The sequence below is a fragment of the Cernens ardua genome (assembly GCF_051251085.1).
GTDB classification, from domain to species: Bacteria; Pseudomonadota; Gammaproteobacteria; order Pseudomonadales; family Halomonadaceae; genus Cernens; species Cernens ardua.
Genome location: NZ_JBPCZH010000001.1, coordinates 1,007,414 through 1,023,549 on the forward strand (window position 1 = coordinate 1,007,414; position 16,136 = coordinate 1,023,549).

Sequence of the window (16,136 nt, forward strand, 5' to 3'; positions counted from 1 at the left end):
GTCAACGTCTTAATATTTGGATAGGGAGACAGCAAGTGAGCGACATTCTAATCGTCGAAGATGAACCCAAGATTGCTGAACTGGTCGCCGACTATCTCAAAAGCAATAGCTATAGCACGCATCATCTGACCAATGGGGATACGGTCATGCCCTGGCTCGAAGATAATCCAGTCAATGTAGTGTTACTGGATGTCATGTTGCCCGGGCGTGATGGACTTGAGCTTTGCCGGGAAATTCGCCAACAATACCCGAATACAGGGATTGTCATGCTGACTGCTCGGGTCGAAGAGATCGACCGCTTACTTGGGCTGGAAATTGGCGCAGACGACTATATCTGCAAGCCTTTTTCCCCTCGTGAAGTCGTGGCGCGAGTCAAGGCACTCATGCGTCGAGTCACACAACCTGAAGGAAGTGAGGGTGTATTGACTCAAGCGCATGACGTTGAGGGATTGGTTGTTGACCGCGAAGGTTGGCGCGCAATGGCAGATGGTAATGATCTGGGGCTAACAGCCATCGAGTTTCAACTGTTGACCGTCATGATGAATAGCCCGGGGCGTATCTATTCGCGCGAACAATTGATGGAGCAGATGTATCGTGACCATCGTATTGTGTCTGAACGAACCGTCGACAGTCATATCAAAAAGCTGCGCAAGAAGATTGCCGATGCGTGGCCTGACCGCGAGATCATCCATTCAGTCTATGGTGTGGGTTATAAATACATGCCTGAACCTATCTGAAACAGGCGGTTACCGACACTGCCGCTGAAGGCATGAAATGTCTTCAGCGGGGCATCTTTGCAGCAATTATCTAACTGCACTTTATTGAAAAATGTTATCTCCCAAAAGACAGTTTTTAGTCGTCATGATTCTGTAGCGTCTGAAAATTCCATCCAAAGATGCTTTTTTCCAGTATTACCCTCTCCTTATCCGACTACAAAACTGCCACATTTGTCTTGATGTGACATATCCAGATATTGATTTCTGCACATTTCGTCCAAGCTGCTGTCCAATCCAACACATAAATGCATTTTTATACAGAGCCTGCATTTTATTTGCATGGATGCACCACATGATTACTTTCACGGCAACTTGATGTGGACGCAATGATCCCCATCTAGTAAGTAGAAACACTCACTACTAAAAGAGAGTCTTTAAAATGAAAAAACCATTAATCGCGCTTGCTATTGCAGCTACTTCTCTGACCCCACTGGCCATGATGCAGCAGGCTACTGCGCAAACTGCGCCTCAAACAGCCACTCGCCCAGCCCTGCCACCGCATGGTAATCCGCTACTGAACACAGTGGTTCAGAGCTGGAACCTCTCCGCTGATCAGACCAAGGCATTGCATGAAGCATCTCAGCAATTCCGCCAGACACTCATTAACGACCATAAAGCCAATCAGACACCAGCAGAACGCCGTACTGCTTTCGACAAGGCTCACCAAACGTATGAAGCCGCTGTCAGTAAAGTGCTGAATCCTGCACAAACGCGCGCCTTTATGCAGCTGAATCATCCACCGCGCCCGCACGTTCGCGCAATTGGCCCGCGTGAATTCCATGCACGCTTCACACCATTGTTGAATAGCTGGAATCTGAACGCCAAAGCCAAAGAGCAAGTATTTGCTGCGCAGGACACATTCATGAAAGGCTTGCATCAGCATCGCCCGGGTGACCGCGCAGCACTGGCTACTCTATTGAAACAGCGTAATGCATCGTTGAGCAAAGTCTTGAATGCCAAACAGGTCGCTGCGTTCGAGAGCCTGACACGCCCTGCTCCCCATGCACGCCTGCACATTTCCGGCGCGCCGATGATGGGCAAACCTGCACCTCAGGCTGCACAGGATAGTCAGAAGTAAAACGTCGGCCAGCCTCCTGAATCTCTCACGGAATAATGCCGTGGCAGGAGGCTATAATAAAAACGCCAGCTCTCTTTTTAGAGGCTGGCGTTTTTTGTAATGCGCTCAACTCCAAATACCCAACCTCCAGGATATCGGAATTCAAGAGATGCTATCCTGACCTTTATCTGGATGATGTTCTGGTTCATCTTCCTCGGGTAATTCGGACAGAGAGCGGATAGACGCATCATCAGCGGGCTCTTCGATCGGTTCCACAATCAGAGACAAACGCTCGGTTTCAAAATCCACATGTGATGCCTCCATGACCGGCAATGTTTTGCTTGCCCGAGAAGAAAGCTGACTAAAACGATCTACCTTGCCATAAAGCCCCTGCTGACCCGCCAACGCTTTTACAGTACTGTTGTAGTGATTACTAACGGTATTCAATGTACCGCCCAACTTGCTTAATCGTTCCGCCACCGTACACACGGAGTTGTAGATATCCCCGGCCTTTTCGCTGATTTCACGCGCTTCTGCGTTACTGTTTTCGATCATCCACAAATTGGATACCGTTCGCAGAATAGGGATGAGGGTAGTATGGGATACCAGCACAATGTTCTTTTTGTAACCGTATTCGAAAAGATCCCTGTTATTTTTGAGCGCTTCAATATAAGCAGGCTCAATGGACATGAACATCAGCACAAAATTCGGGCTGCGCCCTACGACACTGGTATAATCCTTCGACGCCAGATCATCAATATGCCTTCTGACCGCTCGGACATGTTCGTTCAAGGCAAGATTATACGCTTCCGGCGTTTCTGCACTCACAACCCGATCATAGGCATTCAGGGACACCTTGCTATCAATGATGATGTGCTTTCCATCCGGTAGCTTGATCAGATAGTCGGTCTGCTTTTGTTTTCCTTCAGCATCCCGGAACGCGCTTTGTACTTCATAATGAGCATCTTCCATCAACCCACTCATTTCAAGCGTGCGCCGTAGCTGTGCTTCACCCCAGGCCCCTCGTTGCTGGGAATCCCCTTTCAATGCAGAGGTCAGGTTATTCGCCTCTTTACTCATCTTCATACCAATATCCAGTACTTTGCGGATCTCGGCATTGAGGTTGGTATTACCACGCAGTGAAGCATCGTGTACTTCGTTTACGCGTTTTTGGAATCCTTCGATCTGTTCACGGAAAGGCTTGAGAAGATGATCAAGACTACTTTGACTCGCCTGTGAAAACGTTTTGCCTTTCTCCTCGAAAATTCTATTGGCCAGATTCTCGAACTCTTTGGTCAACGACTGGCGGCTGTCACCCAATTGCTGCATCTGCTCCTTGAAATGCTCTTCCTTGCGTTGCAGCGTGGTTTTAAGCTCGGTGTACTCATTATTCAATGCAAGGTGGCGCTTTTGCAGACTCTCAAGTTGCCCCACCTTCGCGTCGAATGCCTGTTTATGTTCCAGAAGTTGCTCACGTGCATCCTTGTTGGAAGCCCATAGTTCCTGAGCTTTTTTGCCCTCATTAGCCAGTTTTTCATTGAGCTGATGAATGGATGCCCGCTCCTGCTGAACTACTTGTTCGCTTTTTGTCAGACGTTCCAAAAGTTCCTCTACCCGCTCTTTTGTCGCGCGGTGATCTGCCTGTACTGTTTCCAGCTGTGTCACCGTCTGATGATATGCATTCCGGGCATTTTCAAGAGTTTGTTGCCGGCTCTGGAGTTCCTGCCTGTATTCGGCAATCGTCGCATTCAAACGTTGTTCGGTTTGCTGTGCTGTTTCGACGTGCTGCTGTAATCGGCTTTCCGACAACTGCCGGGTGTGTAGCGCATTATTCAGGCGAGTGACTTCTTCCTGTTGTTGCTGGTTTTTGGCATGGGTATCGGCTAAAGCTTCTTCAAGTTGACGCAATCGCCCCTGATATTCAGTAACCTTACGTCCTTGTAACACCATCGCAAGAAGATAGCCGAGTAGAGCGAGCACTAACCCGGCGATAATAGCAATGATCATGAATTCGGGAGAGCCTTGTGGAGACTGCATATATTTACCTACGTTATTTACAACCATGAACTGACAATAAGTGACATCCCAACCAAGAAAGTGCACCTATAGCACTCACTCGCTGTGTGCCACTTCTCAAGATGAGATAAAAGACGCGTCTAATCCGGAGCGTTGTACTTATTGCCATCAGGAGCCCCGCGAAGCCATCACAACATGATAATGATTAACCATTATTATTTTGTCGCCTATTCGCGCCTATAGGAACGACATGAGTGACTGAAAATCATATCACGCTGAGCACGTCTGTAAGCTGCCCGTGAGAGAGAAATAAATACAGAAACACTCAATGCAGGAAATGTTTGACGTGCGCTACTGAATTGAAGGCTCACTCAGACAAAGGTCTAGTTCAACCCATCTATTGAAGGCGTACCATAAAACAGGATCTTGTTATGAAGCATTTAAATGAATGAAACCGTATACATTTCATCTCTTTCTACTTTTACATTTTACAGATACTTCTAATAACTGCTTGCAGTCTCTAATCAGAGTTAGCCAGCAGAGCAGACCGCTAACGAATCTAAAGCTGGGAACGTAATTCAATCGCCTGGTGAGAAGAGCACTTCCTCTCAAACCAGAGTCTGTTTCCCAATTCATGCATTACCTTCACACAATGAAGTTATGCACGCCGTCTTCAGGTGATCCCTGAACGAGCTGGCAAATAGTAAGTCCTCCCATCAGTCACAATGATCGGAAAACACTTTAAAACTATTCATAAGGAAGACCGGGAATGACATCTCAGTTAGAGGGATTGAAAGAGCTGACCAAAGTGGTAGCTGATACTGGCGATCTTGAAGCCATCAAAAAATTCAAACCTGTCGACGCAACCACCAACCCTTCTCTTATCCTCAAGGCTTTCGATTTACCTGCTTATAAAGAACTGATCAGCACTACCATCAAGGAAGCGGCCTCGGAAGTTACGGGCGAAGGTCAGATGGAACATATCATCGACCGCTTGTCTGTCGCGATGGGTGTAGAAATACACAAATACCTACCGGGATACATGTCGACAGAAGTGGCTGTGCATGTCTCATATGACAAAGCCAAAAATATCGAAAAGGCGCGCAAGCTGGTGGGCCTATACGAAAAAGCCGGCGTTCCGCGTGATCAGGTACTTATCAAGATTGCCTCCACTTGGGAAGGTATTCAGGCAGCAGAAGAGCTTGAAAAAGAAGGTATTCAAACCAACCTGACACTCCTGTTCAGTGATGCTCAGGCGCGAGCCTGTTTTGAGGCGGGCGTGACAATGGTCTCCCCTTATGCGGGGCGTATCATGGACTGGTACAGTAAACAGACAGGTAAACAGTACACTGCCGAAGAAGATCCGGGTGTGATTTTCGTACGTGGCGTAAATGATTTTGCCAAGAAACATGATTTCAAAACGGTTGTCATGGGCGCCAGTTTCCGCAATAAAGAGGAAGTGCTTGCGCTAGCCGGACTGGATCGCCTGACCATTTCTGCTGACCTGTTGAATGAGCTGTACGAGACTGAAGGCAGTGTTGAGCAAAAAGTATTTTCACCCAAAGCGACGGAACCTCAACCGCCCCGTCTGACCGAAGCCGAGTTCCGTTGGCAGCATGCATCAGATGCAATGGCCAATGCGCAACTGGCGGCGGGTATTCATGGTTTCTACAGAGACACAGAGAAACTGGCAGAGATGATCAAAAGTCGTCTGTAAGGGTCAGGGCTTTTTGGTGTATGTCCGACGTGGGTTTGCATGCATTAAAAAGAGTGATGACTGTAGAAAAACAATAACGACAGAAAAATGATAACTACAAATAAACGCCAGCCTGATCAGGGTTGGCGTTTTCGAATAGCACCTTTCTTAACTGGCGGTGCCGATATACTTCAAATGCTGACGTTGTTTCGACGGCACATCCTGTAGAAGAACAATATGCATTCCAGATGTTTTACCATCGACACGTGATACATTTTCTCCCAATGTTGCATCAATATGATCAGGGCTCAACGTGTACATTTTTCCATTGAATGGATCAACAACAAACCACCCGATCAGACCACCGAATACCAAATTACCCGCCAGATACCAACCATTCGCATGTGCTGTTATCTCAACCGTTCTGGATGTAAAGCCAGCTTTGGAGATAACAACTTTATAACTCTTTTTACCCCAATAATGCCCGGTAGATTTTTCAAGTGATACGGTGGTTGGCGTATCTCCTTCGAAAATATCTTTCGCGGATTCATCGGTAATAGTGACATGTGCGTGTGAGGGCGAACTGGTAATGGCAATATTTTGTTGTTCGTCTCCCACAATAGAGGCGCACCCTGTCAATAACGCTGAAGAAGACAACATAGCCAACGCAATGATTTTTTTCACTTATTATGATCCCTTGATATTAAAAAAGCGCGTAAGAATATCAAATCATCAATAAGCGTTGAAACCGGAATAGCTCAAAATTATGCCTTAATTTCAATGAGTTAAGGAGGATTCAGGGATGCTACGATTATAGAGCAGATCTGGCTATGTTAGAGCAATCACAAGAATTCATGTATGAGGCAGGAAAAGGGGATATTACAGGCGACTGATGCCGAGTAGTAAGCTTGTCTACAGAAGGGGAGTGTCTTTTCAAGACCTAAGAGTGGTGCCAGCGGCCGGACTCGAACTGGCACAAATGTCACTCCGGTGGATTTTGAATCCACTAACGTGTAAATATTTACCGCGCCTGCACCGCGGGATACAGCGATGTTAGTGGATTTGGCATATTCTATTGAGTCTATACAGTTGGGTTCAGTCGAATGAGTCAGCAACCAAACAGCAACCACATGGATGACGAATACCTCGCTATCAAATGGCGGAAAAGCATGGAGCGCAAAGGCTGGATCAGCTATAGCCGAGCCAAGCCTCCCGCTACAGGCATGTATGAATATCATGCCATCTATAGAGGCCAACTCCACTCAGGACGTGCAGAGCGTGATATCACGAAGATAAATACACCGGGCACGCCTGATTATTTTTATCACCACCGAACTGGGCAAGCTGTGTGGAGACACTGCAAGCCCGGCAAAACGGGTCGTCTTATTAGGCCGCTGCCCTGGCGAAGCTAGAGGTTTGTTACATCGATAACGATTCCTGAGAACTCATAGTCACTCGGAAGTGCGGGAAGCATTGCGGAAGTGCCATCCACGTTTTGACCGGTGCTGAATGTAGTATATTTCACACCAATCCCTTCGTTTTGAAATGCTCCCCAAGCACTAATAACTTGCATGTAATGCCCAGAGGGATCTGCGCCCGCTTGTTGTATATACCAGGTTGATGTTACTGCCATCGCATACGTCCTGCCGTATGATGAGAAAACCTGTTCGTCAGAATCGCCTAGCTTCTTCGAGATGAAATCTACTACTCGCATATATTTCATGCGAGAGTCGAAACAAATCTCACCTCCCGCGCCTAAAACCTCAAGCCCCCAATTCGAATTGTCGTATCGTTGTCCTTGGCTGGGATCACCAAATACCCAATATTCACCACCAATGGAGACATTTTTTTCGTTAAAGGATGAGACAATCCAATTCTCGCCATTGTTTGCAATAATGGATTTTGCATTACAACGGAACGCAACAAATTGTCCCTGAACCTTTTTAACAGTAGCTTGGTACTGGCCGCCATTATTCGAAAAATTCAAAGTTCCTTTGCTTATGAGCGCTAAGTTTTTGAAGTTTTCCGATATTTGTAACTTTCCAGTATTAGAGTAAATTTCGATCCCGTAACTCATAGACCGCATACTCCATACATTACTTGGATGTTGGCCCGATTCTCAGTAGCCATATTTCCAAACGTCCAACTGACAGTATCTCCATCGACGGTGATGTGAGGAGGGTTTTTCCTTAAATAATCCGGATCGGAATCATTTTGTGTATAACCGCAAGAAACGGCAAAGCCCTTAGACATATTCAGATTGCCATCGGTGTGGCTACCATCCTCGGTACCAGTAGTTATGTATCCGAGGATGATGGACATGTTTATGTCGGGACTTACTATGAGATTGCCCTGGGCATCATAAACTTCAAGTCCATATGACATTATGAAAGATTCCCTAGTTTTATTCTTATTTGTCCATTTTCATCGTAAACCCGAGTGCCCCGCTCAGTCATTTCAGTTCTCGCACCAGAAGTTCCTGATGAGGCGCTGAAAGTCGTTGCGTGAACTTGCCCTTTTATGTACGCCTGATCACAGAAAATTTTCCCTTGGTCAAACATCAGGCACATTCCGCCCCAATCAGTGTCCGTATTCCACCAGTAGTTAGGAGACCACAGTCGATTGGTAATTTCAGCACTGCCCAGCATCGCACTCTTGATGTAAACGGTGTTGCCGCTAATCATGAATGGGTAGGTATCCCCAGTCTGGCCTGAACCCACCGCGAAACTATCTACGTCAAATATTGCCTGTGTCGAGCGGGCATTATTGTAAAGTCCAAACCCAGTAGCATGTCCGTTCGCATTCAGCTTAAGTGTATAGCCTGCCCATACATTGCCGTCTTTTACCCCAGCATTCAGATATTGCTGAGTAGATGCAATATCACTGGCGTTCTTATTTGAAGAGGCTTGTACGGTCTGTTTTGCATTTGCAACGGCACTGTCTGTCTGTGACTTCGTGTAATAATCATTTTGCACGACAGACTGATTATTACTGACCGTTGTGGAAAGCTGATTGAGTTGTTTCGTCACCGCGGCATTCTGCGAAGTGCGAGTCTGCGACTCCTGTTGAATTTTGGATGAGTTCTCACCCACGGTTGTTGAAAGGTCATCAATACGGCTGTTGGTAGCGCTGTTATGCTGCGCCTCTGTATTCTGCAGAGACGTAATTGAGCTCTGGGCATTGGAAGCTGCCGATTGCGCTGATTGAATCTGCTGAGTCAGTGCTTCCTTGTCATTTGCACGAGCTGTGGCTTCGCTTTGAATCGCAGCAGAAGTTGCTGGGCCAAGGAACTCGAACTTCCAGTTATTTGTTTGAAGAGATTGAACAGAAGTGTCATACCAATATACGCGGATGAGACCTCGGGAAGAATCGTTGGTTTCTGTACCCGTAAAAGTGATGGTTTTCCAAGTATTGGCAGGTATCTCTACACTTGTTCCATTCACCGGTTGCTGCTTACTGGTATTAATAGTGTTAACGACAGCATAGTGGTCAAAATTGACAGTTACAGCCTTTGAAGAGGTGTTTTGCACATCAACTGAAGCCTTGAATGCGTCATTCGAGTTCAAATTAAACAATGGACTCTCAACCAGACACACCCCACTGCTGTTGACCCTATTTATATTGAGAGAGAATTGCCCTTGCCATGTGCTAACGCTCAGAGTCCCATTCTGTGTTGACCATCCATAAGCATTATTGGCAAACGTAGGATTGACGACAGCATTGTAGCCACTTCCAAAGGATGCAGCGACATTGCTTATCTCAGTCGCTTGAGCAGATTGATTGCTGGATAGAGTTTTAAATTGCTGGTCAGCATTAGCCTTGTTGTTATTGACGGAGGTATTCAAGCCATCAATACGACTGTTCGTGGCACTATTGTGCTGCGCTTCGGTATTTTGTAACGATATAACAGCACTCTGAGCGTTGGAAGCTGTCGATTGTGCAGACTGAATCTGTTGCGTCAGAGCTTGCTTGTCGTTTGCCCTAGCCGTGGCTTCATCTTGGATCGCGGCATTTGTAGCCGGACCCATAATCTCAAACTTCCAGTTATTAGTATTGATGGAAGATACTCGCTGTTCATACCAATACACTCTAACTAGGCCATGAGAGCCCCTATCACTTTCTTGTCCAGAAAAGGTTAACGTCATCCAGCTATTGGGAGGGATAACCGCACTTGTTCCGTTTACTGATTGCTGTTTACTGCTATTGTTAGGGTCAACAACAATGTAATGGTCGAAATGCGCGGTGACCGCCGAATCCCCGTTATTCTGGATATCAACAGAGGCAGTGAATTGCCCTGTAGTAACATTGAAAAGTGGCGATTCGACCAAGCAAACAGAAGACCCAGTCCCCACATCCATACGATTGATTTTGAGGGACTGTTGACCATTCCAGTACGATACCGCGAGCGTGCCCCTTTGAGTTGTCCACCCTCTTGCATTGTCATCAAAAACACTGTTGGGTATCAAATTGGAACCAGAACCGAAAGAAGCCGACAAGTCTTTCAAACTGTTGGCCTGGGCATTTTGGGCATCGGCCAGGGTTGACTGCTGGCTTATAATGCCGCTCAAGCTTTTATCAGTCTGGGACTTGTAATCATTCAGCGCCTTGGTATTGGCGCTATCTGCTGTCTGGCGTGCAGAAGCCTCTGCCGTGATGGCGGAGCTATTTCCCTCAACTTTACCCGATAGCTGCTGGAGGGCCTTCTCGTTTGCAGTATCCCCCTCCTGCCGAGCGCTGGTTTCCTGGGTAATAGCTGTGGAATTGTTATCAACCTTTGTCGTAACAACATCAATACGGTCATTGGTTGCCTTGTTATGACTCGCTTCTGTATTTTGTGCTTGCGTCGCCGTGCTCTGTGCATTATCCGCTGCTGACTTTGCGGTATTGATCTGCTGTGTCAGGGCTTCTTTATCATTTGCCCGAGCGGTAGCTTCACTCTGTATCGCAGCATCAAGGACAGGACCCTGTACTTCACATTGCCAGTTTGTGGTCAGTACTTTCAGTCCATTGGGTGCGTTCGTCGTTGTCAGCCACAGTTGGGCAGCAGATACCCCATCGGGAATGTTGCCCGACAGTCCCATGGATACCCATTTGCGAGGTGGGATAGACGCATACTTATTGATGTCGGCTACATCATTAATATCAGTAGCATTTGGGTAGGTATACAACTCCAAAGAGGCAAGTACAGTATCATCACAATCAAAATATACAGCAATAGCTGCGCTGAATTTACGACCTTGAGTCACTGCAAAGCGTTTTGACTGAATCCCCTGCCATTTACTGCCACCAAATCCAGTACCTTGTATGCACTCACCTTGCGCATTCTCAACTGCTGAAATGCTTACTCCACCATAACTCGACCAACCGAGTGCATTATTTGAAAAATTCGAATTAGGGACCAGGTTAAAGCCACTTCCGAAAGATGCTGCGACATCTTCTATTTTCTGGGATAGAGCTTCATTGTCGGTGCTTTGCACATGGCTAAGAGATTGAATATCACTGGCATTTTTTTGAGTATTCGCCGTAAGTGATTTTATATCACTTGCTTGAGCAGATTGCTGCGTAGAGAGGGTTTTGAACTGTTGGTCAGCGTTCGCCTTGTTGTCGCCGACAGTCGTTGCCAACCCATCGATACGACTATTGGTGGCACTGTTATGCTGAGCTTCAGTCTGTTGTGCTTGTGTAGCAGTACTCTGCGCGTTATCTGCAGCACTCTTGGCCGTTGAAATTTGCTGCGTAAGTGACTTGTTAGTAGTCGCCTGTGTTTGCTCGAAATCAGTGATATTTGCACTGTTTTGCGTAATACGAGAATCCAGTTTCTTTATGTCAGAAGCATTTGCCTCATCTCCATCAATTCGTGCCTGCTGCTCTTCAGATACGGCGGCCTGCGTAGCTGGACCTATATACTCAAATTTCCAGTTATTTGTTTGAAGAGATTGAACAGAAGTGTCATACCAATATACGCGGATCAAGCCTTGGGAGGAGTCATCAGTATCGCTTCCTGTGAAAGTGATTGTTTTCCATGAATTTGCAGGTACAACTGCATTAGTGCCGCCTGAAGCTTCTTGTTTATTCTTATTCGTGGTATCGATCACTACGTAGTGATCGAAATATACGGTTATATCTTTATCTGATGTATTACGAACATCGACAGAAGCTTTAAAGGAGTCAAACGCACTCAAATTAAATAGAGGGGTCTCAACTAGGCAGACGCCGCTATTGCTTGCCCTATTTACATTAAGAGAAAATTGTCCTTTCCAAGTGCTAATACCCAGGCTGCCGTTCTGTGTTGACCAGCCATAAGCATTATTGCTAAAGGTTGGATTCGGAATCAGGTTGTAACCAGTAGTCTGCGATGCCTCAAGATTGCTGATAGCTTTCGTACTGGCCGAGTCTCCCGCCACGCGTGCTTGCTGTTCTTGGCTCAAGGCTGCTGATACATTGCCAACGCTGGTATTGGTTGTGTCTATACGTTTGCTGAGTGCCGAATCCTCGTTCGCACGGGTTTGTTCTTCTGAAGCAAGGTTAGACGATACGCTACCGACAGTGCTGTTCAAACCGTCAATACGCTTATTTGTCGCAGTATTATTAGTGTTAACGGTATTGGTCAGAGTAGTGATACCGTTTTTATTTGCGCTTACCTGCTGATTCAAGCCATCAATATCGTTGTTCAGAGATTCTGTGGCAGACTTGAGATCAGTATTCGCTTTGTCAGCCGAGGCTTGGGCCTGCTGCACCTCAATGTTCAATGAATCGGTGGAGTCTTTCAGGTCTGAGCTGGCTTTGTCAGCTGTTTTCTGCGCATTATCGGCTGATGTTTGTGCTTTCTGAACATCACTATCGATCTGAGTTGTTGCAGAATCAAGATTGCTCTGTACCTTGTTAGCGGCATTCAGAGCATTATCTGCCGAATTTTGGGCATTATTTGCCCCTGTTTGGGCTTTATTTGCTGCTGCCTGTGCTGTTTTGGCATCGTTATCAGCTGAAGCTATAGATTGATTCAGATCAGACTTTGCATCATCAATGCGCTGATTTACTGAGCCGTCACCATCGCCCGATATTTTCCCAATGTCGGACTGAAGATCCTTATTCAGGTCAGAATTGGTAATCTTACCGGAGATCACCTGCATGATCTGGTCAGCATTGTTCTGTGTCTGGGCCTGTAGTTTGTACCAGTCACCCACACCATATGCATTGCGACCCCGCACCCAGTAATAATAAATTGTGTTTGCTTCAAGCCCAACCTGGGTATAGCTGAGACCTTGCCCCAAATACGTTGCTTTACCCGCAACTTCACTATCGGCAATCGATCCGGTTTGGTCGTAATAATATTCCCACGTGCCGCCCCCCAGCGTCTGATCATCGCCAAGCACAGGGGTTAGTGACACTTCATAGTTACCAGTCGAGACATTGACACTGATGGGTACCGGCGGCACATTGATTTCAACCCCGATAGTTGCCTCACCGGATGTGTAACTTCCTCCTTTTGCGGCCACGGACATGTTGTATCTGCCCGCCACAAGACCATGCAGTTGGACACGGGTGGATGTCGCCGGAACGTCAACAGAGTAGACATCGGCGGGATTTTCAGACTGTGTGCGCACATGGATGACATAACTATCAGCCATAGCTACAGCACCCCATGAAAGGACGCCCTGAACGCTATCGCCATAGGTCTGAACGGACCATTTCAGGTCTGTAGGAATATCCATTCCACCAGTCGGCAAAGAAATATATCCGAAGGGGTTATATGCCTGCCCGACTGCATCATCCCAGATACCGCTATCGGTTGTTTGCAGTGTGACGGAAATCCCCTGACTAGGATCGTATTTCCAGTCATTAACGACAAATTCTCCGGACGTCATATTCAAACTTGGCAGATCAAGAGTGACAATCATTCCAGGGCGGCAGGCATAGCCGCTCAAATTCAGTGTCATGCTGATAGAGTGGGCACCACGGTTCTTTTTCAGCGCAATATTTGCCAAGCGTTGTGCTTGATAAGCATCAGTCACGTAGTCCAGCGTAAGAGATGAAGATTGCTCTCCTCCATCGGCAGTGATCCAATCCTGCATATAGACTGAGGGAAAATCTGTCTGTGCCCAACTAGACTGGGGATCAATAAAAGTGCCGGTCATGACATTCACGGCGTCTGCATTATCAACCTCAGTACTGCCCGAAACGGGACCGACCACCATTGGCTCGGTAATTGTAAATGTAGCGGGTCCATAATAGGCGCCGGCCTGAAGCGCCCAACGCCCCCCTGAAAGGATCAGATTACCTGCCATTGTGGTTTCAAGCTTTTGCAGCACGTCAGTACGCTTTTCGTCAGCTCCAATAACGGCAGCAGCGGTGTACCGTTTTGAGGTTGACTTATCTGGATTGGTAACAGTCTCATCGCACACATTGGCAGCGCTTGAGAATGCATCCATGATGATTTCGTCATCAGGTACATTGCAGCGATTACGCAAATACCAGAGCGTCATAAGCGCCGGATTATCGCTGTACTCAGTTTTACCATTTCGAGGATCATATAGAGGTAGACCACGAACAACACACCGCACAGTGGGAATGCTTGTGAATACTTCAGGGTCATAGCGAAGAGATAGACGAAGGTAACTGATGCCGCGACCAATCTGAGTATCTTTCCAATCGGGGCAGCGTGCCATAAGGAATTGGTCTGGCTCTGTTTCATTGATACGAACTTCATAGCTGTAATCTTCTGATGGATACTCAGTGATGAGTTTTTCATTCAGATAGATTTCATCTACACCCGTTATCTCGCCTTCGCTCAATACGTAAACCAGGTGCAGCCATTCGTGTTTGTAAGAGACAGTATGGTCTTCCTGTGCCCATGCAAGTACACCACCAGTAGAGGCGCGGCCAAGGATAAAACGGATGGGCGCTTTAGATGAACGAACAGTTTGGGCGCTCGGCGTAGAACCATTATTGGAAAGCTTGCTGCTCTCAAAATCATTGAATGCTGCAGCAGAGGCTGCAATGACAGCGCCCCAAGGGCCTCCCGCAACAAAACCTACTCCTGCAGAGACTGCAATATTTGCAACTGATTTTACGACCTTTCCCATTACTCTACTCTCCACGCCATAACTGGCGTTACATTTATTCGCGTGATGCCACTATCCGATGTGGCGAAGATACTGTTTGCCCATACAACGCCCATGGACAGTCCTTGCGGTCCTCTAAAGGCCACAATGTCGCCACGTTGTGCGTTAAGGGGATTAATGCGGGTGAAACAAGCGTCCCAAACTGCCTCTAATGAGCCTGGTTCTTTGAGGATAAGCCGCTTTGCTTCATACTCGGTTGAATATCTTCCGTAGTAGGGTTTCATCGGATCTACACCACATATAGACATGCAGATGCCTGCCGCGAAGATGCAGCAATCGAAGGTGCCCCACTGAAAAGGTGTGTCTAAATGCGAAGAAAGGTAAGTATGAAGGTCAGCGGCCCATGTGGGCCTGCGCATTAGTTTGAATAGTTAAAGGGTTGTGCATCCTGTTTCTGTCCCCAATAAAGGGGCCAGTCTGCCATTTGTGCCACTGCGTAAAAGAACCGGTCACCGTCATGACGGGCGCGATGACTTTCATCAGTCCATCTCTCGGTTCCTGTCCGGTTCCACTCTGCCATGCGGTCCACAAGAGGGACTGTTATCTTGTTGTCCCCCTGATTACCGCCATATTCGTATTTAGCGGCATCCATACGGCCAGAAAACAGAATATCGCTGGCATAATTTCCATCTTTATCGAATACAACAATCAACAGGCGGCCAAAGCGACCACGACACTTTTCTACCATAGTTGATCGAATCATCTGACTGTCTAAGCCCGATATGGTCAGATTGATGGTTTTACTCGACTGGTCGGAAAACGACTCCTGCGCTGCATCTATCGTGCCGAATTGCCCTACTCCGTAGTAGGTTTTACCATCGACAATGATTTCACCAGTACCAGTATGCAGGTAAGCAGGGTCATCCTGAAAATCCAGTTCTGCAGCCATGGCAATGAGTGGCGATTCCGTGCTGAGAAGCTGTAGAACGCTTTCGGAAAAAGGCGCATATTGCATTAGAACGCCTCCCTGAAGGTGATCGTAGTTGACGATATGATCGGTTGCCGATTGATTGAATACTGATCAGTGGTGAGCCGCATTTCACTTGCCGGACGGAAATATTCCACTGGCTGCCCAGAGGCAATGTTAGCCCGCAAGCGGCGGTTAAGAGGCAAATTGGCCGTGCCATCGTTACCACTTGCAATATCTTCCAATATCTCAAACATTTCGCCATTCACGCTCACATAATCCCCTGCCTGAAAACATGCCTTACTCTTTGGTAGTCCAGTCACAACAAGATTGACGGATTGTGCCTTGCCGTCAGTGACGGTAACTTTCCCCAAGTCCTGCGCCTTACGATTGCGAACAAAGTCAGGGATGAGACAAGTTCCTTGCATACCCTGTAGGCGGCCAAGCATAACAGTAAGGCGACGCTCGACGTCTTGCTTCATGGTGTCGAACGTCATATCACATGACCAATATGAGCCAGGGTAACCGTACACATCCTGAGAGTTTGACAGCACAGACGTAA

General features: G+C 47.1%; 12 protein-coding genes. 4 read left to right on the forward strand and 8 right to left on the reverse strand.

All coding sequences use genetic code 11. From position 1 onward, the window contains the following. Positions 1-35: 35 nt before the first annotated feature. A complete protein-coding gene (locus tag LMG33818_RS04275; RefSeq protein ID WP_442322101.1) occupies positions 36-737 on the forward strand; it encodes a response regulator in 702 nt (233 codons plus the stop codon). Positions 738-1,155: 418 nt separating this feature from the next. After that, complete coding sequence (locus tag LMG33818_RS04280) at positions 1,156-1,854, forward strand: hypothetical protein (RefSeq protein WP_442322102.1); 699 nt, start codon at positions 1,156-1,158, stop codon at positions 1,852-1,854. A 141-nt stretch (positions 1,855-1,995) separates the two neighbouring features. Here LMG33818_RS04280 and LMG33818_RS04285 read toward each other — a convergent pair whose 3' ends face one another. Further along, positions 1,996-3,870, reverse strand: coding sequence for a DNA recombination protein RmuC (locus LMG33818_RS04285; RefSeq protein WP_442322103.1), 1,875 nt, complete (start codon positions 3,868-3,870; stop codon positions 1,996-1,998). 748 nt (positions 3,871-4,618) lie between these two features. Here LMG33818_RS04285 and tal point away from each other — a divergent pair. Next, entirely contained in the window at positions 4,619-5,566 is a 948-nt protein-coding gene (tal, locus tag LMG33818_RS04290; RefSeq protein ID WP_442322104.1) for a transaldolase, read from the forward strand. A 147-nt stretch (positions 5,567-5,713) separates the two neighbouring features. On the opposite strand, the gene LMG33818_RS04295 is transcribed toward tal, so the two are convergent. Beyond that, entirely contained in the window at positions 5,714-6,229 is a 516-nt protein-coding gene (locus LMG33818_RS04295; RefSeq protein WP_442322105.1) for a putative periplasmic lipoprotein, read from the reverse strand. 419 nt (positions 6,230-6,648) lie between these two features. Between LMG33818_RS04295 and LMG33818_RS04300 the strand changes: the two genes are divergently transcribed. After that, a complete protein-coding gene (locus tag LMG33818_RS04300; RefSeq protein ID WP_442322106.1) occupies positions 6,649-6,957 on the forward strand; it encodes a hypothetical protein in 309 nt (102 codons plus the stop codon). Here the strand turns inward: LMG33818_RS04300 and LMG33818_RS04305 are convergent. The 6 genes from LMG33818_RS04305 to LMG33818_RS04330 are packed head-to-tail and all read right to left on the reverse strand — an operon-like array spanning position 6,954 to position 16,056. Further along, positions 6,954-7,622 carry a hypothetical protein gene (locus LMG33818_RS04305; RefSeq protein WP_442322107.1) on the reverse strand — a complete coding sequence of 223 codons (669 nt, stop codon included), beginning with the start codon at positions 7,620-7,622 and terminating at the stop codon, positions 6,954-6,956. The genes LMG33818_RS04300 and LMG33818_RS04305 overlap by 4 nt on opposite strands. Next, positions 7,619-7,930 carry a hypothetical protein gene (locus LMG33818_RS04310; RefSeq protein WP_442322108.1) on the reverse strand — a complete coding sequence of 104 codons (312 nt, stop codon included), beginning with the start codon at positions 7,928-7,930 and terminating at the stop codon, positions 7,619-7,621. Before LMG33818_RS04310 ends, LMG33818_RS04305 begins: the two co-directional genes overlap by 4 nt. Then, on the reverse strand, positions 7,930-14,628 hold the full coding sequence (locus tag LMG33818_RS04315) for a phage tail tip protein J-related protein (protein WP_442322109.1): 6,699 nt from the start codon (positions 14,626-14,628) through the stop codon (positions 7,930-7,932). Before LMG33818_RS04315 ends, LMG33818_RS04310 begins: the two co-directional genes overlap by 1 nt. Further along, entirely contained in the window at positions 14,628-15,026 is a 399-nt protein-coding gene (locus LMG33818_RS04320; RefSeq protein ID WP_442322110.1) for a DUF6950 family protein, read from the reverse strand. Before LMG33818_RS04320 ends, LMG33818_RS04315 begins: the two co-directional genes overlap by 1 nt. Continuing rightward, the gene (locus LMG33818_RS04325; protein ID WP_442322111.1) at positions 15,026-15,622 is read right to left on the reverse strand and encodes a hypothetical protein; all 597 of its coding nucleotides are present in this window, start codon (positions 15,620-15,622) and stop codon (positions 15,026-15,028) included. The genes LMG33818_RS04320 and LMG33818_RS04325 overlap by 1 nt, the downstream gene beginning before the upstream one ends. Continuing rightward, entirely contained in the window at positions 15,622-16,056 is a 435-nt protein-coding gene (locus LMG33818_RS04330) for a hypothetical protein (protein WP_442322112.1), read from the reverse strand. The genes LMG33818_RS04325 and LMG33818_RS04330 overlap by 1 nt, the downstream gene beginning before the upstream one ends. Positions 16,057-16,136: the final 80 nt, after the last annotated feature.

Bases quoted from the DNA above. Each gene is read 5' to 3' on its own strand.
- LMG33818_RS04280 (WP_442322102.1), top strand. From the start codon at position 1,156: ATGAAAAAACCATTAATCGCGCTTGCTATTGCAGCTACTTCTCTGACC.
- LMG33818_RS04285 (WP_442322103.1), bottom strand. From the start codon at position 3,870: ATGCAGTCTCCACAAGGCTCTCCCGAATTCATGATCATTGCTATTATC.
- tal (WP_442322104.1), top strand. From the start codon at position 4,619: ATGACATCTCAGTTAGAGGGATTGAAAGAGCTGACCAAAGTGGTAGCT.
- LMG33818_RS04300 (WP_442322106.1), top strand. From the start codon at position 6,649: ATGAGTCAGCAACCAAACAGCAACCACATGGATGACGAATACCTCGCT.
- LMG33818_RS04305 (WP_442322107.1), bottom strand. From the start codon at position 7,622: ATGAGTTACGGGATCGAAATTTACTCTAATACTGGAAAGTTACAAATA.
- LMG33818_RS04310 (WP_442322108.1), bottom strand. From the start codon at position 7,930: ATGTCATATGGACTTGAAGTTTATGATGCCCAGGGCAATCTCATAGTA.
- LMG33818_RS04315 (WP_442322109.1), bottom strand. From the start codon at position 14,628: ATGGGAAAGGTCGTAAAATCAGTTGCAAATATTGCAGTCTCTGCAGGA.
- LMG33818_RS04320 (WP_442322110.1), bottom strand. From the start codon at position 15,026: ATGCGCAGGCCCACATGGGCCGCTGACCTTCATACTTACCTTTCTTCG.
- LMG33818_RS04325 (WP_442322111.1), bottom strand. From the start codon at position 15,622: ATGCAATATGCGCCTTTTTCCGAAAGCGTTCTACAGCTTCTCAGCACG.
- LMG33818_RS04330 (WP_442322112.1), bottom strand. From the start codon at position 16,056: ATGAAGCAAGACGTCGAGCGTCGCCTTACTGTTATGCTTGGCCGCCTA.